The 26,474-nt window shown below is 68.7% G+C and carries 24 protein-coding genes; 17 read left to right on the top strand and 7 right to left on the bottom strand.

Going from position 1 to position 26,474, the window contains the following annotated elements:
• Together J2P76_RS21800 and J2P76_RS21795 are read left to right on the top strand one after the other, a co-directional pair.
• On the top strand, positions 1–657 hold the full coding sequence (locus J2P76_RS21800; protein ID WP_207409991.1) for an SPOR domain-containing protein: 657 nt from the start codon (positions 1–3) through the stop codon (positions 655–657).
• Between the two features lie 73 nt (positions 658–730).
• Positions 731–1,363, top strand: coding sequence for a thiol:disulfide interchange protein DsbA/DsbL (locus J2P76_RS21795; protein ID WP_207409990.1), 633 nt, complete (start codon positions 731–733; stop codon positions 1,361–1,363).
• Positions 1,364–1,482: 119 nt separating this feature from the next.
• Here the strand turns inward: J2P76_RS21795 and metC are convergent, their stop codons facing one another.
• Positions 1,483–2,673: a cystathionine beta-lyase gene (metC, locus tag J2P76_RS21790; RefSeq protein ID WP_207409989.1), complete on the bottom strand. Its 1,191-nt coding sequence runs from the start codon at positions 2,671–2,673 to the stop codon at positions 1,483–1,485.
• A 168-nt stretch (positions 2,674–2,841) separates the two neighbouring features.
• Between metC and J2P76_RS21785 the strand changes: the two genes are divergently transcribed.
• Together J2P76_RS21785 and J2P76_RS21780 are read left to right on the top strand one after the other, a co-directional pair.
• On the top strand, positions 2,842–3,468 hold the full coding sequence (locus tag J2P76_RS21785; protein WP_207409987.1) for a LysE family translocator: 627 nt from the start codon (positions 2,842–2,844) through the stop codon (positions 3,466–3,468).
• A gap of 171 nt (positions 3,469–3,639) precedes the next feature.
• A complete protein-coding gene (locus J2P76_RS21780; RefSeq protein ID WP_207410647.1) occupies positions 3,640–5,796 on the top strand; it encodes a TonB-dependent siderophore receptor in 2,157 nt (718 codons plus the stop codon).
• A gap of 41 nt (positions 5,797–5,837) precedes the next feature.
• On the opposite strand, the gene J2P76_RS21775 is transcribed toward J2P76_RS21780, so the two are convergent.
• A complete protein-coding gene (locus J2P76_RS21775; protein WP_207409986.1) occupies positions 5,838–6,896 on the bottom strand; it encodes an MBL fold metallo-hydrolase in 1,059 nt (352 codons plus the stop codon).
• Positions 6,897–6,970: 74 nt separating this feature from the next.
• On the opposite strand from J2P76_RS21775, the gene J2P76_RS21770 reads away from it, so the two are divergent.
• Together J2P76_RS21770 and J2P76_RS21765 are read left to right on the top strand one after the other, a co-directional pair.
• Positions 6,971–7,348, top strand: coding sequence for a MerR family transcriptional regulator (locus J2P76_RS21770; protein WP_207409984.1), 378 nt, complete (start codon positions 6,971–6,973; stop codon positions 7,346–7,348).
• Positions 7,349–7,385: 37 nt separating this feature from the next.
• On the top strand, positions 7,386–7,718 hold the full coding sequence (locus tag J2P76_RS21765; RefSeq protein WP_207409982.1) for a YnfA family protein: 333 nt from the start codon (positions 7,386–7,388) through the stop codon (positions 7,716–7,718).
• Positions 7,719–7,727: 9 nt separating this feature from the next.
• Here the strand turns inward: J2P76_RS21765 and J2P76_RS21760 are convergent, their stop codons facing one another.
• Positions 7,728–8,714 carry a tripartite tricarboxylate transporter substrate binding protein gene (locus J2P76_RS21760; protein WP_207409980.1) on the bottom strand — a complete coding sequence of 329 codons (987 nt, stop codon included), beginning with the start codon at positions 8,712–8,714 and terminating at the stop codon, positions 7,728–7,730.
• A 114-nt stretch (positions 8,715–8,828) separates the two neighbouring features.
• Positions 8,829–10,007, bottom strand: a complete 1,179-nt coding sequence (locus J2P76_RS21755; protein ID WP_207409979.1) for an amidohydrolase — start codon at positions 10,005–10,007, stop codon at positions 8,829–8,831.
• 256 nt (positions 10,008–10,263) lie between these two features.
• Here J2P76_RS21755 and J2P76_RS21750 point away from each other — a divergent pair, with 256 nt between their 5' ends.
• From J2P76_RS21750 to J2P76_RS23775, 5 genes are all read left to right on the top strand, one after another.
• Positions 10,264–11,442 carry an isovaleryl-CoA dehydrogenase gene (locus J2P76_RS21750; protein WP_207409978.1) on the top strand — a complete coding sequence of 393 codons (1,179 nt, stop codon included), beginning with the start codon at positions 10,264–10,266 and terminating at the stop codon, positions 11,440–11,442.
• Positions 11,443–11,463: 21 nt separating this feature from the next.
• Complete coding sequence (gene aceK / locus J2P76_RS21745; protein WP_207409977.1) at positions 11,464–13,302, top strand: bifunctional isocitrate dehydrogenase kinase/phosphatase; 1,839 nt, start codon at positions 11,464–11,466, stop codon at positions 13,300–13,302.
• A 33-nt stretch (positions 13,303–13,335) separates the two neighbouring features.
• Positions 13,336–14,517: an acetyl-CoA C-acetyltransferase gene (locus J2P76_RS21740; protein ID WP_207409976.1), complete on the top strand. Its 1,182-nt coding sequence runs from the start codon at positions 13,336–13,338 to the stop codon at positions 14,515–14,517.
• 169 nt (positions 14,518–14,686) lie between these two features.
• Entirely contained in the window at positions 14,687–16,294 is a 1,608-nt protein-coding gene (locus tag J2P76_RS21735) for a carboxyl transferase domain-containing protein (protein ID WP_207409975.1), read from the top strand.
• Between the two features lie 151 nt (positions 16,295–16,445).
• Positions 16,446–18,473, top strand: coding sequence for an acetyl/propionyl/methylcrotonyl-CoA carboxylase subunit alpha (locus J2P76_RS23775; protein WP_207409974.1), 2,028 nt, complete (start codon positions 16,446–16,448; stop codon positions 18,471–18,473).
• Positions 18,474–18,512: 39 nt separating this feature from the next.
• Here the strand turns inward: J2P76_RS23775 and J2P76_RS21725 are convergent, their stop codons facing one another.
• From J2P76_RS21725 to J2P76_RS21715, 3 genes are read right to left on the bottom strand one after another with little or no spacing between them, the layout of a single operon-like run.
• Entirely contained in the window at positions 18,513–19,409 is an 897-nt protein-coding gene (locus J2P76_RS21725) for an alpha/beta hydrolase (protein WP_207409972.1), read from the bottom strand.
• Between the two features lie 14 nt (positions 19,410–19,423).
• Positions 19,424–19,822, bottom strand: coding sequence for a RidA family protein (locus tag J2P76_RS21720; protein WP_207409970.1), 399 nt, complete (start codon positions 19,820–19,822; stop codon positions 19,424–19,426).
• Positions 19,823–19,832: 10 nt separating this feature from the next.
• Positions 19,833–20,741 carry a hypothetical protein gene (locus J2P76_RS21715; RefSeq protein ID WP_207409968.1) on the bottom strand — a complete coding sequence of 303 codons (909 nt, stop codon included), beginning with the start codon at positions 20,739–20,741 and terminating at the stop codon, positions 19,833–19,835.
• A 145-nt stretch (positions 20,742–20,886) separates the two neighbouring features.
• On the opposite strand from J2P76_RS21715, the gene J2P76_RS21710 reads away from it, so the two are divergent.
• The 6 genes from J2P76_RS21710 (at position 20,887) to J2P76_RS21685 (ending at position 26,382) form a co-directional block, all read left to right on the top strand.
• Entirely contained in the window at positions 20,887–21,792 is a 906-nt protein-coding gene (locus J2P76_RS21710) for a LysR family transcriptional regulator (RefSeq protein WP_207409966.1), read from the top strand.
• Positions 21,793–21,958: 166 nt separating this feature from the next.
• A complete protein-coding gene (locus J2P76_RS21705; RefSeq protein ID WP_242697639.1) occupies positions 21,959–22,894 on the top strand; it encodes a Bug family tripartite tricarboxylate transporter substrate binding protein in 936 nt (311 codons plus the stop codon).
• A 171-nt stretch (positions 22,895–23,065) separates the two neighbouring features.
• Positions 23,066–23,836, top strand: a complete 771-nt coding sequence (locus J2P76_RS21700; RefSeq protein ID WP_207409962.1) for an IclR family transcriptional regulator — start codon at positions 23,066–23,068, stop codon at positions 23,834–23,836.
• On the top strand, positions 23,829–24,983 hold the full coding sequence (locus J2P76_RS21695) for a thiolase family protein (RefSeq protein ID WP_207409959.1): 1,155 nt from the start codon (positions 23,829–23,831) through the stop codon (positions 24,981–24,983). The genes J2P76_RS21700 and J2P76_RS21695 overlap by 8 nt, the downstream gene beginning before the upstream one ends.
• Positions 24,980–25,333 carry a Zn-ribbon domain-containing OB-fold protein gene (locus tag J2P76_RS21690; RefSeq protein ID WP_207409957.1) on the top strand — a complete coding sequence of 118 codons (354 nt, stop codon included), beginning with the start codon at positions 24,980–24,982 and terminating at the stop codon, positions 25,331–25,333. Before J2P76_RS21695 ends, J2P76_RS21690 begins: the two co-directional genes overlap by 4 nt.
• Before the next feature lie 77 nt (positions 25,334–25,410).
• Complete coding sequence (locus J2P76_RS21685; RefSeq protein ID WP_207409955.1) at positions 25,411–26,382, top strand: tripartite tricarboxylate transporter substrate binding protein; 972 nt, start codon at positions 25,411–25,413, stop codon at positions 26,380–26,382.
• Positions 26,383–26,474: the final 92 nt, after the last annotated feature.

Raw genomic sequence — 26,474 nt, 5'->3', positions numbered from 1 at the left:
ATGGCAACCAAACGCAAATCGTCCCGTCAACCCAAACAACGCGGCAGCACTCTGTACGGCGCCCTGGCCGGCCTGCTGATCGGCCTGATCATCGCAGCGGTCGTGGCGTTCTACGTCACCAAGGCGCCCATGCCGTTCGTCGACCGCGCCACCCGCGACGCCGACCGCACCCAGCTGCCCGATCCGCGCCAGGCTCCCGACCCCAACCAGGGGCTGTACGGGCGCGATGGCGCGGCCGGCACGCCGCCCAGCGGCCCCACCGCCACGGCTCCCGCGCCGCTGCCGGGTGTGCAGCCCGCCGCGCCGGCGCCGTCCAAGGGCCAGTCCGACGAACTGGGCGCCCTGATCGCCACGCTGCCGCCCGGGGCGCAGCCCCAGGCGCCGGCCGCCCCGGCTGCGCCGCCGGCCCGCGCGGCCACGCCGGCTTCCGGCAAGTATTTCCTGCAGGCCGGCGCATACCGCGTGCTGGAAGACGCCGAGGGCCTGAAGGCGCGCATCCTGCTCTTGGGGCTGCCCGTGGCGGTGCAACGCGCCGAGGTCAATGGCATGCAGGTCAACCGCGTGCGGGTCGGTCCGTTCGCGCGGCTGGACGACATGAACCGCGCCCGCAGCCTGCTGGGCGAGAACAAGATCGAATCGGCGGTGGTGCGCCAATAGCGGCCGGCCGCCAATTGAACTAATGCTTGATAACGCTGGTCTGTACCCGTAACTTCACTCAGGAACACGCCCGATGCAGTTCTCCATGCTTACCCGCCTTGCCGCCGCCGCGGCGCTGGCCGCGTCCACCCTGTTTGCGCCGGCCAGCCAGGCCCAGGGCGCCCAGCAGTATGTCGCCATCAATCCGCCGCTGCCGTCCGACACGCCGGGCAAGATCGAGGTGCTGGAGTTCTTCGCCTACACCTGCCCGCACTGCGCCACCATGGAACCCATGGTCGAAGCCTGGGCCAAGACGGCGCCGTCCGACGTGGTGGTCAAGCAGGTGCCCATCGCTTTCAACGCCAGCATGAAGCCGCTGCAGCAGCTGTACTACACCCTGCAAACGCTGAACCGCCCCGACCTGCATTCCAAGGTGTTCACCGCCATGCACGTCGAGCACAAGCGCCTGTTCAACAAGAAGGCCATGGGCGACTGGGCGGCCGAGCAGGGCGTGGACCGCGCCAAGTTCGACTCGATCTTCGATTCGTTCAGCGTGCAGACCCAGGTGCAGCGCGCCGACCAGTTGGCCCAGGCGTACAACATCGACGGCACGCCGTCGTTCGGCGTGGGCGGCAAGTACCTGACCTCGCCCGCGCTGGCCGGCAACAGCTACGAAGGCGCGCTGAAAGAAATCGACAAGCTCATCCCCATGGCGCGCCAGCAGTAAGGCGCGCCCGGGTATCGCCAGGTGTCTGGCTCCGCAGGTAGCAGACACCGTACGATTGAGATAGCCTCTGCACACTTCGGTGTCTGACACCTGCGGAGTCAGACACCTGCTCCCTGCTTTCAGGCGGCCGCCTGCAGGGCCTGCGCCAGGTCGGCGATCAGGTCGCGCGGGTCTTCCAGCCCGATGTGCAGGCGCACCAGGGCATGCTCGCCCCCCGCCCAGTAGCAGTGGCGCGCCAGTTCTCCTGGCGTGACCCACTGCACCAGGCTCTCGAATCCCCCCCACGAAAAACCGATGCCGAACAGGCGCAGCGCGTCGACGAAGCGGCGCGAGGCCTCGGGCGACAGGCGCAGCTCGACGGCCAGCATGCCGTTCGAGCCCGTGCAGTCGCGCTGCCACAGCGCGTGCCCCGGGTCGTCCGGCCAGGCCGGGTGGTAGATGCGCGCCACTTCAGGGCGCGTCGCCAGGAACTCGCACACCTGCAGGGCATGGCGCGCATGCTGCGCCATGCGGATGGGCAGGGTGCGCACGCCGCGCAGCGCCAGCCAGGCGTCGTCGGCGCTAACCGAATAGCCCATGGCGTACTGCGTGCGGTTCAGGCGCTGGGCCACGCCGGCATCGTTGGTGACCACCGCGCCCAGCATCAGGTCGGAATGCCCGCCCACATACTTGGTGCCGGCCACCACCGACACCTGCGCCCCCAGCTGCAGCGGCCGGTACACATAACCCGAGCCCCAGGTGTTGTCGCAGGCCAGCACCAGGCCGTGGCGGCGCGCGAAGCCGGCCAGGGCGGGCAGGTCGAGCATCTGGAACAGCAGCGAGCCGGGCGATTCCACGTACACCAGGCGGGTGTTGGGCCGCACCAGGGTTTCCAGGTCGTCGCCGGCGGAAAAATAGGTCAGCTCGATGTTCATGCGCTTGAGCAGCGCCGCATCCAGTTCGTACACCGGCCCGTAGACGCAGTCGGCCACCAGGGCGTGGTCGCCCGCCGACAGCAGCGAGGCCATCACCATGGTGATGCCCGCCATGCCGGACGAGGCCAGGTAAGCATGGGTGCCGCCTTCGAGTTCGCGAAACACCTGCTCCAGCGCGGCATGCGTGTCCATGCCCATGCGCCCGTACGTGGCCGCCCGCTCGCCGCCGGCCTTGCGGCGCTGGGTGGCTTCCAGGGCGTCCAGGCTCTGGAAGCGCACGGTGCTGGCGCGCATCGACGGCAGGTTGACCGGCGCCGAGCCGGTTTGCGGGTTGAACGGCGCGGTGGCGGTGTGCTGCAGCAGCGTATCGATATGCGGGGCTTGGTCTTTGTCCATGGCGGTGCAACAGGAAGCGGCAAGTAGATCGGAACCCCGATATTAGGAGATTCGCCGCGCCTGCGGGCGCGGGCCGCGCCGATTGCCACGCGCGGCCCGCGCGCAGTACGCTTGAAGCCCCTTCAGCTTCCCCCGATGGCATGCGCCCGGCGCGCGGCCGCCTTTGCCATGCTGCCTTTCGACACGCTGCTTGCCTTCTTCGGCATTGCCATCCTGCTGGCCCTGACGCCCGGCCCCGACAATCTGTTCGTGCTGATGCAGTCGGCCATGTGGGGCCGTTCGGCCGGCATGTTCGTAGTGCTGGGCCTGTGCACCGGGCTGCTGGGCCATACCGCGGCCGTGGCCGCCGGCCTGGCGGCGGTGTTCGCGGCCTCGCCGCACGCGTTCACGGCCCTGAAACTGGTGGGCGCCGCCTACCTGGCCTACCTGGCCTGGCAGGCGCTGCGCGCCCGCGGCGGGCCGGCCCAGGCCGAACGGCCGGCGCCGCTGGGGCGCGGCGCGCTTTACCGGCGCGGCATCATCATGAACCTGACCAACCCCAAGGTGCTGCTGTTCTTCTTTGCCTTCCTGCCGCAGTTCACCTCGCCGGCGCACGGGCCGGTGGGCCTGCAGATCGTCGAGCTGGGGGCGGTGTTCATGGTGTCGACCCTGCTGGTGTTCGGCGCCATTGCCTTCTTTTCGGGCACCTTCGGGCAGCTTCTGCAGCGCTCGCCGGCCGCCTCGCGCTGGCTCAACCGCCTGGCGGGCGTGGTGTTCCTGGGGCTGGCCGTGCGGCTGGCTACAGCCAGCCGCTAGCTGCGGCGCGCCTGCCGGCGCGAGCACGCTGCTTCTATTTCTTCAGACAGGCGCAAGCCGCAAATTGCCTGAGATTGTTAATGCATTTGAGAAGATGTCTCATTTGCGTTAAAAACTCATCCTTTTGCCCTTTCTGGAGAACTCGACGTGGTCCGCTTTGTTTCCACAAGGATGCGCCGTGCCCGCAGGCCGGCACGGTTTGCCGTTACCCCTACCGTACTGGCCCTGGCGCTGGGCGCCGCCTATGCCCCGGGCGCATATGCCCAGGCGGCGCAGGCCGGCAGCGCGCCCAGCGCCCAGGATGTTGCCCAGATGCCCGCCGTGACGGTGCAGGCCGCGCCGGTGGACGACACCCTGGAACACCTGGCCGCGCCCGTGAATACCGGCGCGCTGGGCAACCGCAGCCAGCTGGAAACGCCGTTTTCCACCACCGTGGTCACCGCGGCCGATATCCAGGAGCGGCAGGTCAATAAACTGGGCGACGTGTTCGCCCTGGACGCCTCGGCAACCGACAACAGCGCGTCGTATGGCGCGTGGGCCAGCTATCTGAGCGTGCGCGGCCTGCCGCTGGACTGGCAGAACTCGTACCGCATCGACGGCAAGCCGTTCCTCAGCTATGTCACGGCCCTGCCCTACGACCATTTCGAGCAGATCGACCTGCTCAAGGGCGCCTCGGGCTTCATGTACGGGTTCGGCTCGCCGGGCGGGCTGGTCAACTACGTCACCAAGCGGCCCACCGACGAGCCGCTGCGCAGCGTCGAGATGGGCTACGTGTCGAAGGGCCTGCTGCGCGGGCACGTCGACCTGGGCGGGCGCGCCGGCGAGGACGACCGGTTCGGCTACCGGCTTAACGTGACGCACACCGAAGGCAATATCTACAACAATGGCTCGCTGTACCAGACGGCAGCCTCGCTGGCGCTGGACGCGCGCCTGACCGACAAACTGACCTGGGACTTCCAGTCGATCTACCAGGACCGCAACGTGGTCGGCCAGGAACCGACGATTTATGCAGGCGCGATGGCGGGCGCCGAACTGCCGTCGCCCGTGCGCAACGACAACAGCAAGCTGGTGGGCGAAGGCCCGTATGCCGACAACGCGTTCCGCTACTACTCCACCGGCCTGAAATACCAGCTGGCGCCCGACTGGTCGCTGCGCACAGATTACACCTACAACACCACCCGCACGCGCCGCAACGAATCGGTGCTGTTCCTGCAGGACCAGGCCGGCAATTACCAGGACTACCGCTCGGACTACGGCGAGGCCTATGCCTACAACCAGTGGCAGGCCATGCTGGAAGGCCGGTTCCATACCGGCGCCCTGAAGCACCAGGTGGTGATCGGCGCATCGTGGCAGAAGCAGAAGAACGACTACAGTTCCAACGGCGTGTACCAGCTGCAGGGCATCGGCAATCTGTACTCGCAGAACACCAACACGTACTACAGCGACGGCAGCCTGGATCTGTACCGCGCCGCCGAGATCACGCAGAAGGCCCTGTTCGCCAGCGACACCATCGACCTGACCGGCGGCTGGTCGGTGCTGGGCGGTCTGCGCTACACGAACTACGAGCAGGTGGGCTTCGACCCGGACGGCGCGCAGTCTTCCAGCTATAAGAAGAACGGCGTGGTAACGCCGACCGTGGCGCTGATGTACAACTTCACGCCGCAGACGATGGCCTACGCCAGCTATATCGAATCGCTGGAGCCGGGTTCGTCGGTGGGCAACCCGTATGCGAACGAGGGAGAACTGCTCGACCCGCTCAAGAGCAAGCAGTACGAGCTGGGCATCAAGACCGGCCATGAAGACTGGGCGGCCACCGCGGCGCTGTTCCGCATCGAGAAGAAATCGGAATACGCCAACGCGTCCAACGAACTGGTGCAGGACGGGAAGTCGATCTTCCAGGGGCTGGAGCTCAGCGCATCGACCCGCGTGGCCACCTACTGGAACGTGGGCGGCAGCCTGATGCTGCTGGATTCGGAATACAAGAAGGGTTCCGACTTCGTGGGCAACCGGGTCGCGGGGGCGCCGAAGTTCGTCGCCGCCGCGCAGGTTTCGTACGCGGTGCCGCAGCTGCCGGGCCTGAAGCTGCGGGCCGACGCGAAATACACCGGCGCCACCATGCTGGGCGCGTCGAACAAGGTCGAAGTGGACGACTACACCATCCTGAACATCGGCGCCACGTACGACACGCGCATCTACGGCTACGAAACCACCTTCCGCGCGGGCATCAACAACGTCACCGACAAGCGCTACTGGCTGTACCAGTCGAGCGACTACGTGAAGGCGGGCGACCCGCGCACCTACAGCCTGAGCGCCAGCCTGAAGTTCTAGGCGCACGGCGCCCGCGCGGCGCCCGCCGGCGCCGCGGCCGTTCAGCGCGCGGTAAAGCGCACGATGCCGTCGTCGCCGGTGCGGCGCGCGACCTTGCCCGCGAAGTACAGCGCGTGCAGGTGGGCCAGCGCCTCGCCCATGGCGAAGGTCAGCTGGTGCAGGTCGAGCTTGCGCTTGAACAGCACCGGCACGATGTCGGACGTGGACTGCGGCTGCGCGCAGGCCTCGAGCACTTCGGCCAGACGCTCGGCGTGGTGCTGGTGCTGCTGGGCGATGCGCTGGTGCAGGCCCTTGAACGGGCGCCCGTGCGAGGGCAGCACCAGCGTATCGTCCGGCAAATCGGCGTAGCGGTCCAGCGAATCCAGGTACAGGGGCAGGGGGTTGGAATCCGGCTCGTAGTCGAACACGCTGATGTTGGTGGAAATGCGCGGCAGCACCATGTCGCCCGAGATCAGCGTGGCCAGCCCTGGGCTGAACAGCGACACATGCTCGGGCGCGTGCCCGTACCCGACGATGACGCGCCAGTCGCGCCCGCCGATGGCGACCTGGTCGCCGTGCAGCAGGCGGGTATAGCGCGCCGGCATGGCCGGCACCAGGTCGGGGTAGTAGCCCGCGCGGCGGCGGATCTGGTCCTGCGCGTCGGGGTCGGTCAGGCCGTGGCGGGCGAAGTGCTCGACCGCCGCCTGGCCGTTGGGGCCCGAGCCCCCGCGGCGCGACGACCACAGCGTGCCCACCATGAAGTCGGTCATGCTCATCCACAGCGGGGCATTCCAGCGTTCGCACAGCCAGTGCGCCAGCCCGACGTGGTCGGGGTGCATGTGGGTGACCAGCACGCGCAGCACGGGCAGGCCCTCGAGCTCATTGGCGAACACCTCTTCCCACAGCGCCTTGACCGGGTCGCGGCTGATGCCGCAGTCGACCACCGTCCAGCCCTGGCGGCCGTCGAGCTCGTCGCGCAGCAGCCACAGGTTGATGTGGTCCAGCGCGAAGGGCAGCGGCATGCGGATCCATTTCACGCCGTCGGCCACCTGCCGGGCACGGCCGGGCTCGGGCTGCTCATCGCCCCAGGGATACTGCAATTGGTGCTCGTTGGGATTCATGAATACTCTCGGATAGGCTTGACGATTGTTCCAGGCCATCATAATTTACGTTTACGTAAACTGCCAAACCTCGCATGCCGCCTACCTGGACGATCTCCGAACTCTCGCGCGAGTTCGATATCACGCCGCGCACCATCCGCTTCTACGAAGACCAGGGCATCGTCAGCCCCGGGCGCGATGGCCGCAACCGCGTGTACGGCGCGCGCGACCGCACCCGCCTGAAACTGGCGCTGCGGGGCAAGCGGCTGGGGCTGCAGCTGTCCGAGATCCGCGCCCTGATCGATATGTACGACGGCCCGGGCGACAGCGCGACGCAATTGCGGCAGTATCTCGACGTGCTGGCCCAGCATCGCGCCGTGCTGGAACAGCAGCGCCGCGACATCGACGACACGCTGGCGGAAATCGCCGAACAAGAACGGCAGTGCCAGCTGCTGCTGGCGCAGAAACCCTGACCATGGCGGCCGGCTGCCCCGGCCGGCCCGAACCATCATGCCCCTGCTGCATACCCTGGGCCTGTTCGCCCTGACCGCCGTGGCCGAGATCATGGGCTGCTACCTGCCGTACCTGTGGCTGAAGCAGGGGCATTCGGCCTGGCTGCTGGTGCCGGCCGCGCTCAGCCTGGCCTTGTTCGCCTGGCTGCTGACCTTGCACCCCACCGCCTCGGGCCGGGTCTATGCGGCGTACGGCGGCGTGTATGTCAGCATGGCGCTGCTGTGGCTGTGGGCGGTGGACGGCGTGCGGCCGGCCCCCACCGACTGGGCCGGCGTGGGCCTGTGCCTGGCCGGCATGGCGCTGATCATGGCCGGCCCGCGCCACGGCTGAACCGCGGCGCTACTGCACGCGGATGTGGTTGTCGCGGATGACGCGCTGGTTGTTGGCGTAGTCGGCGCGCACTTGTTCGATGAAGTCCTGGCCCATTCCGGTGCCGGGCTGCATGAAATTCTTGTCCAGCATCTGCTGGAATTGCGGGCTGGCCAGCGCCTTGCCGATTTCGTCCAGCATGGCGTGCATGACCTCGGGCGGCACCCCGGCCGGCGCGAACAGCGCGAAATTCGAAAAATAGCGGATGCCGGGCAGCTTCAGTTCGGCCATGGTGGGCACCTGCGGCCACGGCGCCAGCCGCTGCGGCGCCATCACCGCCAGCGGCGTCAGGGTGCCGGCCTGCACGTGCGGCAAGGTGATGTCGGTATTGACCACCAGCAAGTCGACCTGCCCGCCCAGTCCGTCGGAAACCGCCTGGCTGCCGCCGCGGTAGGGCACCTGCAGCATGTCGATGCCCACCTGCTTGTTCAGGTCGGCCATGCCGATGTGCGCCACGGTGCCCACGCCCGGCACGCCGAAGGTGACCTTGCCCGGATGCTTCCTGGCGTAGTCGACCAGTTCGGCGAAGCTGCGCACCGGCAGCGCCTTGGTGGCCAGGATGGCCACGGGGCCGACCGCCACGCTGGCCACCGGCACCAGGTCTTTCATGGGGTCGTACGGCGTCTTCACCAGGTTGGGGAAGATCGTCAGCGGGCTGGTCGAGGCCAGCAGCAGCGTGGCGCCGTCGGGCTTGGCGCGCGCCACGGCGTCGGCGCCCACGCTGCCGCCCGCGCCGGGCTTGTTCTCGATGATGGTGGCGGTGCCGTGCATGGCGCGCAGCACCTCGCCCAGGGTGCGGCCCAGGGTGTCGTTGGTGCCGCCGGCGGTGTAGGGCACCACCAGGGTCAGGGTCTTGCCCGGCCAGGCGGGCTGGGCCTGGGCGGCAGCGGCAAGGGTGGCGACGGCGGCAATAGCCAGGGCGTGGGCGAATCTCGACAGCATGGCAGTTCTGGTCATGACGGCTCCGGTGGAAAACGCAATGAACAACAAATGCTGGGGCGCGGCGCGGTATTGCCAGGTGTCAGGCTCCGCAGGTGCCTGACACCTGGCCACACCTGGTCAATGCCTCATTTACTTCAAATAGCACTGCGCCAGCCGCACCCAATAGGAAGCCCCCACCGGGATCAGGCTGTCGTTGAAGTCATAGCTGGCGTTGTGCAGCGAACAGGGCCCCAGGCCGTGCCCGGCCAGCCGGTGTTCGCCGTCGCCGTTGCCCAGGAACACATAACAGCCGGGCTTGGCCTGCAGCATGAAGGCGAAGTCTTCCGAGGCCATGGCCGGTTCGATGACGCTGGCCCGGCCGGCGCCCGCAACGCCGCGCATCACCTCCAGGCAGAAGGCGGTTTCATCGGGCGTATTCACCAGGGCCGGGTAGCGCCGCTCGAAGTACACCTCGGCCCGGCAGCCATGGGCCGCCGCGATGGGTCCGGCCAGTTCGTTCATGCGGCGCTCGATCAGGTCGACCACGGCGTCGCTGTAGGCGCGCACCGAGCCGCCCAGCCAGGCCGTGCCCGGAATGATGTTGGTGACGTCATTGCCGGCCTGCAACTGCGTGATCGAGACCACGGCGGCATCCAGGGGGCGCTTGCTGCGGGTCAGGATGGTCTGCAGCGCCTGGCCGATGGCCAGCAGCGCCGGCACCGGGTCGTCGCAATCCTGCGGCGCGGCCGCGTGGCCGCCGCGGCCGGTTACCGTGATCTTGAAAGCATTGGCGGCCGACATCATCGGACCGCTGCACACGCCGAAGCTGCCGGCCGGCAGGCCGGGCCAGTTGTGCATGCCGAACACCGCCTCGCATGGAAAACGCTCGAACAGCCCGTCCTCGATCATGGCGCGGGCGCCGGCGCCGCCGTTTTCCTCGGCCGGCTGGAACGCGGCGTAGACCGTGCCGTTGAAGCCGCCGGCCTGCTGCAGGTGGCGGGCGGCCGCCAGCAGCATGGCGGTATGCCCGTCGTGGCCGCAGCCGTGCATCTTGCCGTCGTGGCGCGAGCGGTGCGCGAAATCGTTGGCTTCCTGGATGGGCAGGGCGTCCATGTCGGCGCGCAGCAGAATGGCGCGGCCGCCTGCGCCGGCCTTGAGCACGCCCACCACGCCCGTGCCCCCGATGCCGGTATGGGTCTCGATGCCCCAGGCGCGCAGCCGTTCGGCTACCAGGCCGGCGGTGCGGTGCTCGTCGTAGGCCAGTTCGGGATGGGCATGGATATCGCGCCGCAGCGCAACAATCTCATCCAGGTCGGCGAGCTCGATCACGGCAGGTTCCTCCAGGTGGGCGGCAGGCCTGCAAGGCCAGCCTGTCAGACAGGTAACCTTCAAATTCTTGCATGGTCAAACAAGTGGGCGCAGGTTTTTTGCTAGGGGAAAACCCGAGTCTACTTTACGTTTACGTAAACGTAATATTGAGTTCCTGCATTGCCTGGGCGTGCGCCGCGGCGCATCATGGATGCGGCCGCCGGCCCGGCCTGCCCCGGGCGCCTGAATGTAAGCACACACTCTTACGGAGACTTCGATGAATCTTCCCGGTTTGAATTTCGACTTGGGCGAAGACCTGGACATGCTGCGCGATGCGGTGCGCACTTTCGCGCAGGCCGAGATCGCGCCGCGCGCCGCCGAAGTCGACCGCAGCGACCAGTTCCCCATGGACCTGTGGCGCAAGTTCGGCGAACTGGGCGTGCTGGGCATGACCGCCGGCGAAGAATACGGCGGCGCCAACCTGGGCTACCTGGCGCACATGGTGGTCATGGAAGAAATCTCGCGCGCCAGCGCGTCGGTGGGCCTGTCGTACGGCGCCCATTCGAACCTGTGCGTCAATCAGATCAACCGCAACGGCACGGCCGAACAAAAGGCCCGCTACCTGCCCAAGCTGATCTCGGGCGAACACGTGGGCGCGCTGGCCATGAGCGAGCCGGGCGCCGGGTCCGACGTGGTCAGCATGAAGCTGCGCGCCGACAAAAAGGGCGACCGCTACGTGCTGAACGGCACCAAGATGTGGATCACCAACGGCCCCGACGCCGACACCCTGGTGGTGTACGCCAAGACCGATCCGGCCGCCCACCAGCGCGGCATTACCGCGTTCCTGGTGGAAAAGTCTTTCAAGGGCTTCTCGGTGGCGCAAAAGCTCGACAAACTGGGCATGCGCGGCAGCCACACCGGCGAACTGGTCTTCCAGGACTGCGAAATCCCCGAAGAAAACGTGCTGGGGCAGGTCAACGGCGGGGTGCGGGTGCTGATGAGCGGCCTGGACTACGAGCGCGCCGTGCTGTCCGGCGGGCCGCTGGGCATCATGCAGGCCGTCATGGACGTGGTGGTGCCCTATATCCACGACCGCAAGCAATTCGGCCAGGCCATCGGCGAATTCCAGCTCATCCAGGGCAAGGTGGCCGACCTGTACACCACCCTGCAGGCCAGCCGCGCCTTCTGCTATGCCGTGGGCAAGAACCTGGACCAGCTCGGCGCCGAGCACGTGCGCCAGGTGCGCAAAGACTGCGCCGCGCTGATCCTGTACACCGCCGAGAAAGCCACCTGGATGGCCGGCGAAGGCGTGCAGATACTGGGCGGCAACGGCTACATCAACGAATACCCCACAGGGCGCCTGTGGCGCGACGCCAAGCTGTATGAAATCGGCGCGGGCACCAGCGAGATCCGCCGCATGCTGATCGGCCGCGAACTGTACGCCGAAACGGCCTGATCCCGCCGGCCGCCCATTGCCATGATCTACCACGGCGACGTCCAGCGCATCGAACCGGCTCCGGCGCCCCAGCCGCAGCCGCTGGAGGTCGCCCGCCAGATCCTGGCCGGCTTCGACCGCCACTACGCGCTGTTCCGCTACAGCGCGCAGCGCGCCAAGGCGCTGTTCGAATCGGGCGACTGGCATGGCATACAGCAGCTGTCGCGCGAGCGCATCGAATACTACGACATGCGCGTGCGCGAATGCGCCACGCAACTGCGCCAGGCGCTGCGGCACTCGGCGGCGCCCGAAGACGCGGCCGGCCTGACGCCGGCCCAGACCGTCTTCTGGCAAGACGTGAAGCAGCAGTTCGTGAGCCTGCTGGCGGGCCACCGCCAGCCCGAATGCGCCGAGACGTTTTTCAATTCGGTGTCGTGCCGCATCCTGCACCGCGACTACTTCCACAACGATTTCCTGTTCGTGCGCCCGGCGGTGGCCACCGACTACCTGGACAGCCGCATTCCGTCGTACCGCGTGTACTACCCCCTGACCGAAGGCCTGCGCAAGAGCCTGATCCGCATGGTGGCCGACTTCGGCCTGGCGGCGGCCTATGCCGACCTGCCGCGCGACACCCGCCTGCTGGCGCGCGCGGCGGTGCGCCAGCTGCGCGCCCAATGGCCGCGCCAGCTGGGCCGGCGGCTGGCTTCCGACTGCCAGGTGCAGGTGCTGGGCTCGCTGTTCTTTCGCAACAAGGGCGCCTATGTCGTCGGCCGCCTGATCAACCAGGGCACGGTGCACCCCTTCGCCGTGGCGCTGGCGCGCAATGCCGCGGGCCAGATCGAACTGGATGCCCTGCTGCTGGGCGCCGACGACCTGAGCACGCTGTTCAGCTTCACGCGCGCGTACTTCCTGGTGGACATGGAAACGCCGGCCGCGGTGGTGAGCTTCCTGTCCAGCCTGGTGCCGCGCAAGCCCAAGGCCGAGCTGTACACCATGATCGGCCTGCAGAAGCAGGGCAAGACGCTGTTCTACCGCGACTTCCTGCACCACCTGGCGCATTCGCGCGACGCTTTCGACATCGCGCCCGGCATCAAGGGCATGGTGATGTGCGTGTTCACCCTGCCGTCGTACCCGTATGTGTTCAAGCTGATCAAAGACCGCATCGACAAAGACGGCATCGACCACGCCACGGTGCGCCGCAAGTACCAGATGGTGAAGCTGCACGACCGCGTGGGCCGCATGGCCGACACCTGGGAATACTCGCAGGTGGCCCTGCCGCGCGCGCGCTTCGCGCCGGCGCTGCTCGACGAATTGCGCCAGCGCGTGCCCAGCCTGCTGGAAGAAAACGACGACACGGTGGTGATCCGCCACGTGTACATCGAGCGCCGCATGACGCCCCTGAACCTGTACCTGCAGCACGCGCCCGAGCCGCTGCTGGAGCAGGCAGTGCGCGAGTACGGCGACGCCATCCGGCAGCTGGCCACGGCCAATATTTTCCCGGGCGACATGCTGTACAAGAACTTCGGCGTCACCCGGCTGGGCCGTGTCGTGTTCTACGACTACGACGAAATCCAGCGCATGACTGAAATGCAGTTCCGGCGCATTCCGCCCGCTCCCAACGAAGAGGCCGAGCTGGCCAGCGAGCCCTGGTACGCCGTGGGCCCCAATGATGTGTTTCCCGAAGAGTTCGAGCGCTTTCTGCTGGGCGACCCGCGCGTGCGGCGGGCCTTCCTGCGGCATCACGCCGACCTGCTGCAGCCCGAGTGGTGGCAGGCCTGCCGCGCGCATGTGGCGCAGGGCCGGATCGAAGAATTTTTCCCGTACGATACCGACAGGCGGCTGCGCCCCGGCAGCGCCCCGCGGCGCCTCGCCGCATCGTGACGCCAGTCCCCCTTTGCTTTCCAGGAGTCAATCATGTCTGATCCCGTCGTCATCGTTTCCGTTGCCCGCACGCCCATGGGGGGCATGCTGGGCAGCCTGTCCGGCCTGGCCGCCCACGAACTGGGCTCGGTTGCCATCAAGGCCGCTGTCGAACGCGCCGGCCTGAAGCCCGAGCAGGTCGACGAAGTCATCATGGGCAACGTGCTGCAGGCCGGCCAGGGCCAGGCGCCGGCCCGCCAGGCCGCGCTGGGCGCGGGCCTGCCGCTGGGCGTGGCGTGCACCACCATCCATAAAGTGTGCGGCTCGGGCCTGAAGGCCGCCATGTTCGGCCACGACCTGCTGGCGGCCGGCTCGGCCCGCGTGGTGGTGGCCGGCGGCCAGGAAAGCATGAGCAACGCGCCCTACCTGATGCTGAAGGGCCGCCAGGGCTACCGCTACGGCCACGCCACCGTGTACGACCACATGGCGCTCGACGGCCTGGAAGACGCCTACGACCGCGGCAAGGCCATGGGCGTGTTCGCCGAAGACTGCGCCGCCAAGTACAGCTTCACGCGCGAGCAGCAGGACGCCTATTCGCTCGAATCGCTGCGCCGCGCGCGCGCCGCCACCGAAGACGGCAGCTTCAAATGGGAAATCGCCCCGGTCACGGTGGCCGGCCGCAAGGGCGACACGGTAGTCGACACCGACGAGGCGCCCACCAAGGCCATGCCGGAAAAAATCCCCACCCTGAAGCCGGCCTTCAAGAAAGACGGCACCGTCACCGCCGCCAATTCCTCGTCGATTTCCGACGGCGCGGCCGCCATGGTGCTGATGCGCGCCTCTACCGCCGAAGAGCTGGGCATCAAGCCGCTGGCCCGCATCGTGTCCCACAGCCAGCATTCGCAAGAGCCGGGCTGGTTCACCACCGCGCCGGTCGGCGCGCTGAAGAACCTGTTCGCCAAGACCGGCTGGAAGGCCGAAGACGTGGACCTGTACGAAATCAACGAAGCCTTCGCCGTGGTGGCCATGGCCGCCATGAACGACTTCAAGCTGCCGCACGAGAAGGTCAACGTGCACGGCGGCGCCACCGCGTTGGGCCACCCCATCGGCGCATCGGGCGCCCGCCTGGTGGCCACGCTGGTGGGCGCGCTGCGCAAGACCGGCGGCAAGCGCGGCGTGGCCACGCTGTGCATCGGCGGCGGCGAAGCCGTGGCAATGGCGATCGAGATGGTGTAACCCCCTGGCGTGTCTGACTCCCGAAGGGTGTCAGACACCCACCGAATCTGGTTTGCACCGCAATGCGCACACCTCGGTGCCAGGCACCCTTCGGGAGCCTGGTGCCTGGATCAAAGTTGGATGGTGTCAGACACCCTTCGGGAGTCAGACACGCATAGGAAAAGCTTTCATGCCCACCATCGAATCCCGCATCAATCCGCGTTCGCAAGACTATGCCGACAATGCGCGCGCCATGCAGGCGCAGCTCGACGACCTGGCCCGCCAGCTGGCGCAGACCGCGCTGGGCGGCAACGAAGCCGCGCGCGCCAAACACGTGGCGCGCGGCAAGCTGCTGCCGCGCGAACGCGTCGAGCGCCTGATCGATCCGGGCAGCCCGTTCCTGGAACTGTCGCCCATGGCCGCCCACGGCATGTACGACGGCGCGGCGCCCGGGGCGGGCGTCATTACCGGCATCGGGCGCATCTCGGGCACCGAATGTGTCATCGTCTGCAACGACGCCACGGTCAAGGGCGGCACGTACTACCCCATGACCGTCAAGAAGCACCTGCGGGCGCAAGAGATCGCCGCGCAGAACCGCCTGCCGTGCGTGTACCTGGTGGATTCGGGCGGCGCCAACCTGCCGCAGCAAGATGAAGTGTTTCCCGACCGCGACCACTTCGGCCGCATCTTCTACAACCAGGCCGTGATGTCGGCGCAGGGCATCGCCCAGATCGCGGTGGTGATGGGCTCGTGCACGGCCGGCGGCGCCTATGTGCCGGCCATGAGCGACGAGTCCATCATCGTGCGCAACCAGGGCACCATCTTCCTGGGCGGCCCGCCGCTGGTCAAGGCCGCCACCGGCGAAGAGGTCAGCGCCGAAGACCTGGGCGGCGGCGACGTGCACACGCGCCTGTCGGGCGTGGCCGACCACCTGGCCGCCAACGACCTGCACGCGCTGCAGCTGGCGCGCGGCGCAGTAGCGCGCCTGAACCGCCAGAAACCCGTGCCGCTGGCGCTGGCCCCGGTGCGCGAGCCGCGCTACGACCCGGCCGAGCTCAACGGCATCATTCCGGCCGACACGCGCAAGCCCTACGACGTGCGCGAGATCATCGCCCGCATCGTCGACGGCTCGGACTTCGACGAATTCAAGGCGCGCTTCGGCACCACGCTGGTCACGGGTTTCGCGCACATCCACGGCATGCCGGTGGGCATCGTGGCCAACAACGGCATCCTGTTCTCGGAATCGGCGCAGAAGGGCGCCCATTTCATCGAACTGTGCGCGCAGCGCAAGATCCCGCTGGTGTTCCTGCAGAACATCACCGGCTTCATGGTGGGCCGCAAGTATGAAAACGAGGGCATCGCGCGCCACGGCGCCAAGATGGTGACCGCGGTGGCCACCGCCAACGTGCCCAAGTTCACGGTGCTGATCGGCGGCTCGTTCGGCGCCGGCAACTACGGCATGTGCGGGCGCGCCTACTCGCCGCGCCTGCTGTTCATGTGGCCCAACGCGCGCATCTCGGTCATGGGCGGCGAGCAGGCCGCCAGCGTGCTGGCCACCGTGCGGCGCGACGGCATCCAGGCCAAGGGCGGGCAGTGGTCGGCCGAAGAAGAAGAGGCCTTCAAGGCGCCCATCCGCGCTCAGTACGAACACGAAGGCCATCCGTACTACGCCACGGCGCGCCTGTGGGACGACGGCATCATCGCGCCGGCCGACACGCGCCGCGTGCTGGGCCTGGCGCTGTCGGCGGCCCTCAATACCCCCATCGAAGACACCCGCTTCGGCGTGTTCCGCATGTGAGCAGGCCCCACCCCCGGCGCGCTGCGCGCGTCCCCCTCAAGGGGGCGGCGCTGGCGGACCGGCGAAGCCGGATCCGCGGCGCCCCCGATAAGGTTGCTGCAAAACCGCAGCACCGCTGAAGTTAACGAGCAATTCCGACTGGATGACGCCAATGTTCGATACTCTGCTGATCGCCAACCGCGGTGAAATCGCCTGCCGCGTTGCCGCCACCGCCCGCCGCCTGGGCATCCGCACGGTGGCGGTGTATTCCGACGCCGACGCGGGCGCGCGCCATGTGGCGGCCTGCGACGTGGCCGTGCACATCGGCGGCCCCGAGCCGCGCGCCAGCTACCTGCGCGCCGACGCGATCCTGCAGGCCGCGCGCGACACCGGCGCGCAGGCCATCCACCCCGGCTACGGGTTCCTGTCCGAAAACGAAGCCTTCGCGCGGGCCGCCGCCGATGCCGGCATTGCCTTCGTGGGGCCGCCGGCGTCGGCCATTGCCGCCATGGGCAGCAAGTCGGCCGCCAAGGCGCTGATGGAAAAAGCCGGCGTGCCGCTGGTGCCGGGCTACCACGGCGACAACCAGGATCCGCAGTTCCTGAAAACGCAGGCCGACGCCATCGGCTACCCGGTGCTGATCAAGGCCAGCGCCGGCGGCGGCGGCAAGGGCATGCGGGTGGTGGAATCGGCCGGCGCCTTTCTGGACGCCCTGGCCTCGTGCCAGCGCGAAGCCGCGTCCAGCTTCGGCGACGACCGCGTGCTGATCGAGCGCTATCTGCAGAAGCCGCGCCACATCGAAATCCAGGTGTTCGCCGACACCCACGGCAATTGCGTGTACCTGTTCGAGCGCGACTGCTCGGTGCAGCGGCGCCACCAGAAAGTCATCGAAGAAGCGCCGGCCCCCGGCATGACGCCCGAGCGGCGCCAGGCCATGGGCGAGGCCGCCGTGGCGGCGGCGCGCGCGGTCGGCTACGTGGGCGCGGGCACGGTGGAATTCATCGCCGAGCCCGACGGCCGCTTCTATTTCATGGAAATGAACACCCGCCTGCAGGTCGAGCACCCGGTCACCGAAATGATCACCGGCCACGACCTGGTGGAATGGCAGCTGCGCGTGGCCGCGGGCCAGCCGCTGCCGGCCGCCCAGCAAGACCTGCGCATCAGCGGCCACGCCATCGAGGCGCGCATCTACGCCGAAAACCCCGACAAGGGCTTCCTGCCGTCGATCGGCAGGCTGGCCTATCTGGAACTGCCGCCGCACGCGGCGTTCGCCAACGGCGAGGTGCGCGTCGACGGCGGCGTGCGCATGGGCGACGCCATTACGCCCTTCTACGACCCCATGATCGCCAAGCTGATCGTGCACGGCGCCGACCGCGACCAGGCCCGCGCGCGCATGATCCAGGCGCTGGCGCACACCCATGCGGTGGGCGTACAGACCAACGTGGCGTTCCTGACCCGGCTGATGCGGGACGAGGCCTTTGCCTCGGCCGACCTGGACACCGGGCTGATCGAACGCCAGCGCCAGACCTTGCTGCCGCCGCCGGCCGCCGCCGATGCCATCGCGCTGGCGCTGGCCACGGCGGCGGTGCTGGTGCGCCAGGGCCTGGCGCAATCCGCCGGCCAGGCCGCCAGGCCGGCTGCCGACCCCTGGGACGTGCGCGACGGCTGGCGCCTGGGCGGGCGCTACCAGCAGGCCGTGCAGTGGCTGGACGTCGACACTCTGCGCGACGTAACGGTGGCGCGCGACGGGCAGGCCTGGACGCTGGCCGGCGCCGGGGCCGACGCACCCCAGGCGTTTTCCTGGCGCGCGCACGCCAGCGCCAACCCGAATCTGGCCTATGGCCTGCGCATTGTGCTGGATGGCCGCGAAAGCGCCGGCACGGTGGTGCTGCACGATGGCAAGGCCTATGTGTTCCGCGAAGGCCGCACGCAGGTGCTGGGCCTGCACGATGCGCTGGCCCATGCGCAGGACGACCAGGCCGACCACGCCGGCGGGCTGACGGCGCCCATGCCGGGCAAGATCATCTCCATCGCCGTGCAGGCCGGCGACAGCGTGTCCAGGGGCCAGCCGCTGCTGGTCATGGAAGCCATGAAAATGGAGCACACGATTTCGGCCCCGGCCGACGGCAAGGTGCAGGAAGTGTTCTACGCCGTGGGCGACCAGGTGGCCGAAGGGGCCGAACTGGTGGCCATCGCGTAGCGCGGGCCGGCGGCCGGCCAGGCGCCCGCCGGCCGGCCGTCAACGGCACGAGCGCTCGAAAAACGCCAGCACCTGCTCGCCCAGCCACTGCTCGGGCGTATTGAAATGGGCCATGATCGATACATGGTTGTGGTCCGGCAGGGCGATGTGCAGGGGCGCCGCGCCGCGCGCCCGGCCCAGCGCCAGCGCGAACTCCAGGCCGTACAGGTCCAGCAGCGGATTCTCGAACTCGGCATTGGCCACCAGCACCGGCAAGGGCGCGCGCGCGGCATGGGCCAGCGGCGAGCGCGGGCCGTGGCAGGCCGGGTCCGGGCCAAAGTAGGCCGCCACGCCCGGCGCATTGGGGTTGGCCGGCAGAACGTCGGCCTTCAGCCGCGCCGACACCAGCACGGCGCATCGTACGTTGATGGGCGGCAGCCCGCACAGCGGGTCGCACGCCCAGGTCGCGACATGGGTGCCGCCGGCGGAATGGCCGACCAGGCAGATCCGGCCTGCATCCCCGCCCAGCGCGCCGACGTGGCGCGCCAGCCAGCGGCAGGCCAGCGCGACATCGGCCGCGCCGCCGGGATACGGCGCCTGCTGCGCCAGCCGGTACTCCATGTTGATGCCCACGCAGCCATGGCGGGCGAACCACGTGGCCACGTTGGCGTACATTTCGGCGTTGATGTTCTTGGCGCCCCGGATGAAGGCGCCGCCATGCACGAAGACAACCACCGGGGCATTGCGCGCCCCGGCCGGCCGGTATGCGTCGAGCGTCTGGCGCGGATCATCTCCATAAGCCAGGTCGCGCACGGCCTCGACGCCGCTCTTGGGCGCCTGCGCCAGCAAGGGCAGGTACAGCGCCTTGGTTTCATCGCCGGCGGCGCGGATATCCTGCTGCCAGCGGGCGCCGATCTCGCGCAGGCGCCGGGTCAGCGGCTCGGGGCGCGCCGTCATGATGCCTCTTCAGGTCAGGCGGGGGCGGGCAGGAAGGCCACGGCCTCGACTTCCACCAGCCACTGCGGCTGCGCCAGCGCCTGCACAATGACCAGGGTCGATGCCGGCCTGGCCTCGCCCATGAAGGCGGCGCGCACCGGCCCCAGCAGCGGCACGTCAGCCGCGCGGGTCAGGTAGGTGTTGACCTTGACGAGATGCTGCATCTGCATGCCGGCCTCGGCCAGCACGGCCGCCAGGTTCGACCAGGCCTGGCGGGCCTGCGCCTCGAAGCCGTCGAGCAGCGCGCCGCCCGGGCCGATGCCGACCTGGCCGGCGATGTGCAGCCAGGTGCCCGGCCCGTCGGACGCAATGGCCATGCTGTAGGGCCCCAGAGGCGGGGCGATGCCCGCGGGCGCGATGACGCGGTTCGGCATGGGGCGCCCCTTACTGCGCACAGTCGTCGATTTCGGGCACGCGCGGGATCTCGATGCCGTAGGCGCCCACGTCTTCGCGGATCTGGTCCAGGCCTTTGCGGATGATCGCCAGTTCGTCGTCGGGGTGCGTGGCGCCCAGGCCGTATTCGGCGGCCAGCGCGCGTTTGCGCCCGGACCGGGCGCGCTCGTCGTCGGGCAGGCTGACCACGGCGTAGACGCCGTTGAGCAGGCTGCCCCGCAGCTTCTTGGCCACCTTGTCGCCGATCACGCGCTTTTCTTCGGCGGGCAGTTCAGAAAAGAAGCGGCGCATGATGATGCGGCCGAACTGGATGTGGCGCGCCTCGTCGCGCAGGATGAGCCGGCAGGCCTCGCGTATGGAGGCGAAGCGCGCGTTTTCGTAGCGCGCCTGCAGCAGTTCGCCCGACAGCTGCTCGAACAGCGTATTGACCGACAGGCTTGCGTAAAAGCTCATCGCCTTCTCGTCTTTCTCGTCGTGGAAGCGCGGAATGATGTCCTTGAAGTAGTCGGCGCGCGGGGTCGCCTCGTAGCCGTTCAGATGCTCGGCGATGCGGAAGCTGGCCTCGTGGTGGCGCAGTTCTTCGGCGATGAAGTTGGTGATGTGCTGCTTCACCTCGAACGGCTGATGCGAAAAAATCGCTTCGCGCAGGCGCTCGGCCCCGTACGGGGTGGCGCCGTGCTCCATCCAGGCGCGCAGGCTCCACCACTCGGCGCCGGCCGCGCGCACTTCGTCGGGCAGGTCCGCCTGGGCAAGATCCGAATAATCGATATCGGCAACCGGATCCCAGGCGAGATCCCGTGCCTGCGTGCACAGGCGCCAGACTTCCGGATATTCGACGGTGGCCACCACCGGATAGGGATTGGGAACCTGGGGGATTTCTTCGAGCAGGGACGGTTGCATCTGATGAGGTCCTTGAGTGGAAACAGGAAGAAGCCGCGCAACAGCCATGCTAGGAAAGCTGCCTTGATACATCCAATACTATTTACATTGCTACGTGATTCGTGCTAGATATTGCCAACCCGCGGCCATGCCTATGGGGGCGCCCATGTTCGAACTCCGCCTGGTTCGCCAGTTTGTCGTCGTCGCCGAAGAGCTCAACTTTCGCCGCGCGGCCGAGCGGCTGCACATGTCGCAGCCGCCGCTTTCAACCGCGATGCAGCATCTGGAAGCCGACATCGGCACGGCGCTGCTCGATCGCAGCAAGCACCATGTACGGCTGACCGCCGCCGGCAAGGTGTTCTACCGGGACGCGATACGCCTGCTGCAGTTTGTCGAACAGGCGCGCGAGCGCGCCCGCCGCACCGGCAGCGGGCTGGAGGGCGCGCTGCGCCTGTCGTTCGTTCCCAGCGCCGCGCTCGATGTACTGCCCGAGATCTTCAAGCGCTTCCAGCGCGACTACCCCACTGTGCAGCTGACGCTCACGGCCGAGACCACACGGCGCCAGCTGGAAGACCTGCAGAACGGCCACACGGATCTCGCGCTGCTGGTGGGGCCGGTCTACGATTCGCAAGGGCTCGAGCTGGTGGCGCTGCAGTCCCAGCACTTCGTCATCGCAGTCCCCGTCGGGCATGCGCTGGCCCGGCGCCAGAAGGTAAAAATGAAAGAGCTGGCGGGGGAGTCGTTCGTTTCTTTTCCGGCGGCCGAGGGCGCGGGTTTCGCCGGCGCGCTGCTGGGCGCCTGCCAGGCCGCGGGCTTCATGCCGCGGATCGTCCAGGAGGCCTCGCAGATGCAGGCCATCCTGACCCTGGTGGCGGGCGGGCTGGGCGTCGCGCTGGTGCCCTCTGCCATGCGCCGCCTGCATATGTCCGAGGTCAGCTTTCTGGAAATTGCCGAAACGCGCAATCCGCCCAGCTATCAGTTGCTGTTCGCCCACGCCGCCGCCAATGACAACCCCGTTATCCAGGCCTTCCTGGCCAGCGCGCTGGGCCCGGCCAAGCCTGCGGCGGCGTGATTCGCGCGGCGTATCAGCGGCCCGCTTGAACGGTATTAGACAAGCGGGTTGTTACTTGGGAGCATTTGACGCGAATCAAGATCATCGCCCAGCAATGGAATGCCACCCATGACGGATGAATCGCATGAACCCACTGTGCCGACTGATTGCGCCGATCGCCTCCTGTATGCTGCTCGCCGCACCCGCGGGGCAGGCCGCGGCGCAGGATTTTCCCGTGCGTTCCATCACGCTGGTCGTGCCCTATCCGGCGGGCGGTTCCGCTGACATCCTGGCGCGGGCCATCGGCCAGAAGCTGGGCGAAAAACTGGGCCAGCCGGTGGTCGTTGAAAACAAGGGCGGCGCGGGCACGGCGATAGGGGCGCACTTTGCCGCCCAGGCGCCGGCCGACGGCTACACGCTGTTGCTGGGCACGGTCAGCTCGCACGCCATCAACCCGGCAATCAACAAGGTCGGCTACGACCCGATCCGCGACTTCGCGCTGGTGGCGCCCGTGGCGTCGACGCCGTTCGTGCTGGTCACGCCGCCCGGTTCGCCGTTCCACACGCTGGCGGACGTCATCGCCGCGGCGCAGAAGCAGCCGGGCACGCTGGACTACGCGTCTGCCGGCCCGGGCACGTCCAACCACCTGGCCGGCGAGATGCTGGCCAACGCCGCCGGCATCCGCCTGGTGCACGTGCCGTACCGCGGCAGCGCGCCGGCCCTGGTGGACGTGATGGCGGGCCACGTGCCGCTGATGTTCGACCTGCAGACCACCTCGGTTCCCCACATCCGCGAGGGCAAGCTGCGCGCGCTGGCCGTCACCAGCCTGCAGCGCAGCGCCTTGCTGCCCGATGTGCCGACCGTGGCCGAAAGCGGCATGCCGGGCTTTGAAGTCAGCGCCTGGTTCGCGGTGTTCGTGCCGGCGAAGGTGCCCGCGCCGGTGCTGCAGCGCCTGCGCGGCGCCATGGCGGCGATCATGAAATCGGACGACATGGAACAGAAGCTGCGCCAGATCGGCGCGGCGCCCGACCTGCGTTCGCCCGACGAATTCGCGGCATACCTCGAAGCGGAAGTGGCGAAATACACCGGCGTCGTGAAAGCGGCCGGACTGACGTCGCGATAGGCGCCTGGCGCCCCTGCGCCGCGCCGCGCCCGCCTTGGAATAACACCCGGCGGGGCCGGACGGGCGGCCGCATTGTCGCTGGACGAAAATTTGTTGCGCTGCAACTTTACCGCTGCCGCCCCGCCTTTCTATCTTGTGGCCGTGTTCCTCAGAACCGGCCCCGCCCTATCCATGCCATCGCAAGACGCCACCGCTGTTTCCGCCACGAAGAAGACTTGCCGCGTGCTGGCCAGCCTGTCCGACCGGCGCGTGCACCGGCTGACCGATATCGCGCAAAGCGCCGCGCTGGATATTTCCACGGCGCGGCGCATCCTGAAAGACCTGGAAGCCGAGGGCTTCGTCGAACGGGATCCGGTCAGCAAGCACTACATGCTGGGCCCGCAGGTGTATGCCATGCACCATGCCATGGTCGACGGCCTGGACCTGCGCGGGCTGGCGCGGCCGGCCCTGATCCGGCTGGCGCGCCGCTTCGGCGACACGGTCATCCTGTCGCTGCCGATGGGCTGGGAATCCGTCTGCGTGGACCTGTGCTTTGGCGACTACCCCATCCGCGCCAACTACCTGCAGGTGGGCAGCCGCCGGCCGCTGGGCGTGGGAGCCGGCAGCCTGGCGCTGCTGTCGACGCTGGATGAATTCGAATCGCGCGCGGTGCTGCCCATGGTGCGGCAGCGCCTGGCGGCCAGGTACCCGCGCTATCCCGAGCGCGACCTGGACCTGGCCGCGCAGCGCGCGCGCAGCCTGGGGCACGCCATGCTGCTGGACGTGGTGGTGGAAAAAATGGGGGGCCTGGGCGTGGCCGTGCGCGGGCCCAGCGGTCGGGCGATCGCCGCGCTCAGCGTGGCCGCGCTGAACGAACGCATCGAATCGCGCGAGCAGGAACTGGCGCAGGCACTGTCACACGAGGCACGCGAAATCGAACGCGCGTGGCTGCCGCATGCCTGACCGCGATCACCGGCGCGCCTATGTGCAGGCCGCGGCCACCACGCGCTTCGGCCGCCACGAGGGCGCGAGCGCGCTGGACCTGATGGCCGAGGCGGCCAACAGCGCCCTGGCGCAGTCGGGCCTGGCGCGCGCCGACATCGATGGCGTGCTGTGCGGCTATGCCACCACCTTTCCGCACCTGATGCTGGGCACGCTGCTCAGCGAGAAACTGGGCCTGGACCCCTGCTATGCCCACGGCATGCAGATGGGCGGGGCCACCGGCGCGGCCATGGTCATGCTGGCGCGCGAACTGCTGCGCGCCGGCACCTGCCGGCGCATCCTGGTGGTGGCCGGCGAAAACCGCCTGACCGGCCAGGCGGTCGACACCTCCATCCAGACGCTGGCGCAGGTGGGCGAGGCCGATACCGAAGTGCCCAACGGCGCCTCGGTGCCCGCCTACTACGCGCTGCTGGCCTCGGCCTACATGCACCGCACCGGCACCGACCGCGACGCCATGGCCGGCTTCGCCGCGCTGATGCGCCACAACGCCGCCGGCCACCCGCATGCGCATCTGCGCGAACCCATCACGGTCGAGCAGGTGCTGGCCTCGCGGCCGATTGCCACGCCGCTGCATCTGCTGGACTGCTGCCCCATCTCGGACGGCGCGGCGGCCCTGGTGCTCAGCGCCGACGAAGGCCCGGTGCGGGTCGCCGGCGGCGGCCAGGCGCACCGCCACCAGCACCTGTCGGCCATGCGCGACGTGCTGGATACCGGCGCCGCGCGCGCCTGCGCCCGCGCCCTGGCCGAGGCGCGGGTGGACGCCGGCCAGATCGACTATCTGGCGATCTACGACTCGTTCACCATCACTCTGATCATGCTGCTGGAAGAACTGGGCTACGCGCCGCGCGGCGGCGCGGGAGCGCGGCTGCGGCGCGGCGACTTCGCGGCCGCCGGCCCCTTGCCCCTGAACACCCATGGCGGCCTGCTGTCGTTCGGCCATTCCGGCGTGGCCGGCGGGCTGGCCCACGTGGTCGAGGCCTGCAACCAGCTGGCGGGCCGCGCCGGCGAACGCCAGATCGCGCCGCGCCGCCGCGCGCTGGTGCATGCCGACGGCGGCGTGCTGTCCGCGCACGTCAGCCTGGTGCTGCAAGCCGAGGGCGCGGCATGAACCCGGCCACGCACGCCCGGCACCCTCTCGACCTGCAGCGCTGCGACGGCTGCGGCGCCTGGTGGGCCTTGCGCCCCTACGCCTGCGCGGCCTGCGGCGGCACGGCATTGCGCTGGCGCCGCGCCGCGGGCGCTGGCGTGGTGATCGCCCGCAGCGAAGTGCACCGCGCGCCCGACCCGCAGTGGCGCGCGCTGGCGCCCTATGTGCTGGTGCTGGTGCGCCTGCGGGAAGACGTGACGCTGATGGGGCATGCCGACGCCGGCATCGCCATCGGCCAGGCGGTCAGCGGCCGCGCGGCCGAGCTGAACGGCCGGACGCTGCTCAAGTTCGAGGCGTGCCGCCCGCCTTGATGCGCGGCCGCGACGGCGGCCTTACTTCCCACCACCCCAACCAACAATAACGTCCCGCGAGGACGGAGGAGAGACTCATGCCTGCAATCACTACCTGGCGCGCCGCCCTGGCCGCTTTCGCCCTGGCGGCCCACGCCGCGGCCGCCGCCGCGGCGTGGCCGGACAAGCCCGTTACCCTGGTGGTGCCCTATCCGCCGGGCGGCCCCACCGACATCGTCGCGCGCTCTGTAGCGCAAGGGCTGGGCGACGAACTCGGCCAGACGGTCATCGTCGACAACCGCTCGGGCGCGGGCGGCAATATCGGTGCCGACCTGGTGGCCAAGAGCGCGCCCGATGGCTACACCCTGCTGCTGGCCACCACGGCGCACGCCATCAACATGTCGCTGTTCAAGAACCTGGGCTATGACACGCGCAAGAGCTTCGCGCCGATCTCGCTGCTGACCAAGGGCCCGCTGGTGATCGTGACGCGCCCCGACCTGCCCGCCAAGAACGTGGGCGAGCTGATCGCGCTGGCCAAGGCGTCGCCCGGCAAGCTGACCTTCGCCTCGTCGGGCAACGGGCAGTCCACGCACCTGTCGGCCGAGCTGTTCAACACCATGGCCGGCATCCGCATGGTGCACGTGCCGTACCGCGGTAGCGCGCCGGCCATGACCGACGTGATGGGCGGCCAGGCCGACATCATGTTCAACACCATGCTGTCGTCCATGCCCTACGTGAAAGACGGCAAGCTGCGCGCGCTGGCCGTCACCAGCGCCGCGCGTTCGCCCGCCGCGCCCGACGTGCCCACCGTGGCCGAGTCCGGCCTGGACGGCTACGAGGCCACGGCCTGGAACGGCCTGATGGCGCCGGCCGGCACGCCCGAGGCCGTGGTGCAGAAACTGAGCGCGGCGCTGCGCAAAGTGCTCGGCCGCCCCGACCTGCAGAAGCAATTCGCGCAACAGGGCTTCGACGCCGACTGGATGACGCCGGCCGAGTACGGGCAGTTCCTGGACAACGAAATCCGCAAATGGGCGGAAGTGGTCAAGGTCTCCGGCGCCACCGTCAATTGATACGGCCGGGTGTCTGGCTCCGCAGGTGCCAGACACCGAAGCATGCACCGGCTCTCCCAACAGAAAGGTGTCTGGTACCTGCGGAGCCAGAC

It is taken from the genome of Bordetella petrii, assembly GCF_017356245.1.
GTDB classification, from domain to species: Bacteria; Pseudomonadota; Gammaproteobacteria; order Burkholderiales; family Burkholderiaceae_B; genus Bordetella_A; species Bordetella_A petrii_D.
This window is presented reverse-complemented; position numbering and strand designations above follow the sequence as displayed.

What these genes read in the sequence shown, in the direction of transcription:
- J2P76_RS21800 (WP_207409991.1), top strand. Translation starts at nt 1, where the DNA reads ATGGCAACCAAACGCAAATCGTCCCGTCAACCCAAACAACGCGGCAGC.
- J2P76_RS21795 (WP_207409990.1), top strand. Translation starts at nt 731, where the DNA reads ATGCAGTTCTCCATGCTTACCCGCCTTGCCGCCGCCGCGGCGCTGGCC.
- metC (WP_207409989.1), bottom strand. Translation starts at nt 2,673, where the DNA reads ATGGACAAAGACCAAGCCCCGCATATCGATACGCTGCTGCAGCACACC.
- J2P76_RS21785 (WP_207409987.1), top strand. Translation starts at nt 2,842, where the DNA reads ATGCTGCCTTTCGACACGCTGCTTGCCTTCTTCGGCATTGCCATCCTG.
- J2P76_RS21780 (WP_207410647.1), top strand. Translation starts at nt 3,640, where the DNA reads ATGCGCCGTGCCCGCAGGCCGGCACGGTTTGCCGTTACCCCTACCGTA.
- J2P76_RS21775 (WP_207409986.1), bottom strand. Translation starts at nt 6,896, where the DNA reads ATGAATCCCAACGAGCACCAATTGCAGTATCCCTGGGGCGATGAGCAG.
- J2P76_RS21770 (WP_207409984.1), top strand. Translation starts at nt 6,971, where the DNA reads ATGCCGCCTACCTGGACGATCTCCGAACTCTCGCGCGAGTTCGATATC.
- J2P76_RS21765 (WP_207409982.1), top strand. Translation starts at nt 7,386, where the DNA reads ATGCCCCTGCTGCATACCCTGGGCCTGTTCGCCCTGACCGCCGTGGCC.
- J2P76_RS21760 (WP_207409980.1), bottom strand. Translation starts at nt 8,714, where the DNA reads ATGACCAGAACTGCCATGCTGTCGAGATTCGCCCACGCCCTGGCTATT.
- J2P76_RS21750 (WP_207409978.1), top strand. Translation starts at nt 10,264, where the DNA reads ATGAATCTTCCCGGTTTGAATTTCGACTTGGGCGAAGACCTGGACATG.
- aceK (WP_207409977.1), top strand. Translation starts at nt 11,464, where the DNA reads ATGATCTACCACGGCGACGTCCAGCGCATCGAACCGGCTCCGGCGCCC.
- J2P76_RS21740 (WP_207409976.1), top strand. Translation starts at nt 13,336, where the DNA reads ATGTCTGATCCCGTCGTCATCGTTTCCGTTGCCCGCACGCCCATGGGG.
- J2P76_RS21735 (WP_207409975.1), top strand. Translation starts at nt 14,687, where the DNA reads ATGCCCACCATCGAATCCCGCATCAATCCGCGTTCGCAAGACTATGCC.
- J2P76_RS23775 (WP_207409974.1), top strand. Translation starts at nt 16,446, where the DNA reads ATGTTCGATACTCTGCTGATCGCCAACCGCGGTGAAATCGCCTGCCGC.
- J2P76_RS21725 (WP_207409972.1), bottom strand. Translation starts at nt 19,409, where the DNA reads ATGACGGCGCGCCCCGAGCCGCTGACCCGGCGCCTGCGCGAGATCGGC.
- J2P76_RS21720 (WP_207409970.1), bottom strand. Translation starts at nt 19,822, where the DNA reads ATGCCGAACCGCGTCATCGCGCCCGCGGGCATCGCCCCGCCTCTGGGG.
- J2P76_RS21715 (WP_207409968.1), bottom strand. Translation starts at nt 20,741, where the DNA reads ATGCAACCGTCCCTGCTCGAAGAAATCCCCCAGGTTCCCAATCCCTAT.
- J2P76_RS21710 (WP_207409966.1), top strand. Translation starts at nt 20,887, where the DNA reads ATGTTCGAACTCCGCCTGGTTCGCCAGTTTGTCGTCGTCGCCGAAGAG.
- J2P76_RS21705 (WP_242697639.1), top strand. Translation starts at nt 21,959, where the DNA reads ATGCTGCTCGCCGCACCCGCGGGGCAGGCCGCGGCGCAGGATTTTCCC.
- J2P76_RS21700 (WP_207409962.1), top strand. Translation starts at nt 23,066, where the DNA reads ATGCCATCGCAAGACGCCACCGCTGTTTCCGCCACGAAGAAGACTTGC.
- J2P76_RS21695 (WP_207409959.1), top strand. Translation starts at nt 23,829, where the DNA reads ATGCCTGACCGCGATCACCGGCGCGCCTATGTGCAGGCCGCGGCCACC.
- J2P76_RS21690 (WP_207409957.1), top strand. Translation starts at nt 24,980, where the DNA reads ATGAACCCGGCCACGCACGCCCGGCACCCTCTCGACCTGCAGCGCTGC.
- J2P76_RS21685 (WP_207409955.1), top strand. Translation starts at nt 25,411, where the DNA reads ATGCCTGCAATCACTACCTGGCGCGCCGCCCTGGCCGCTTTCGCCCTG.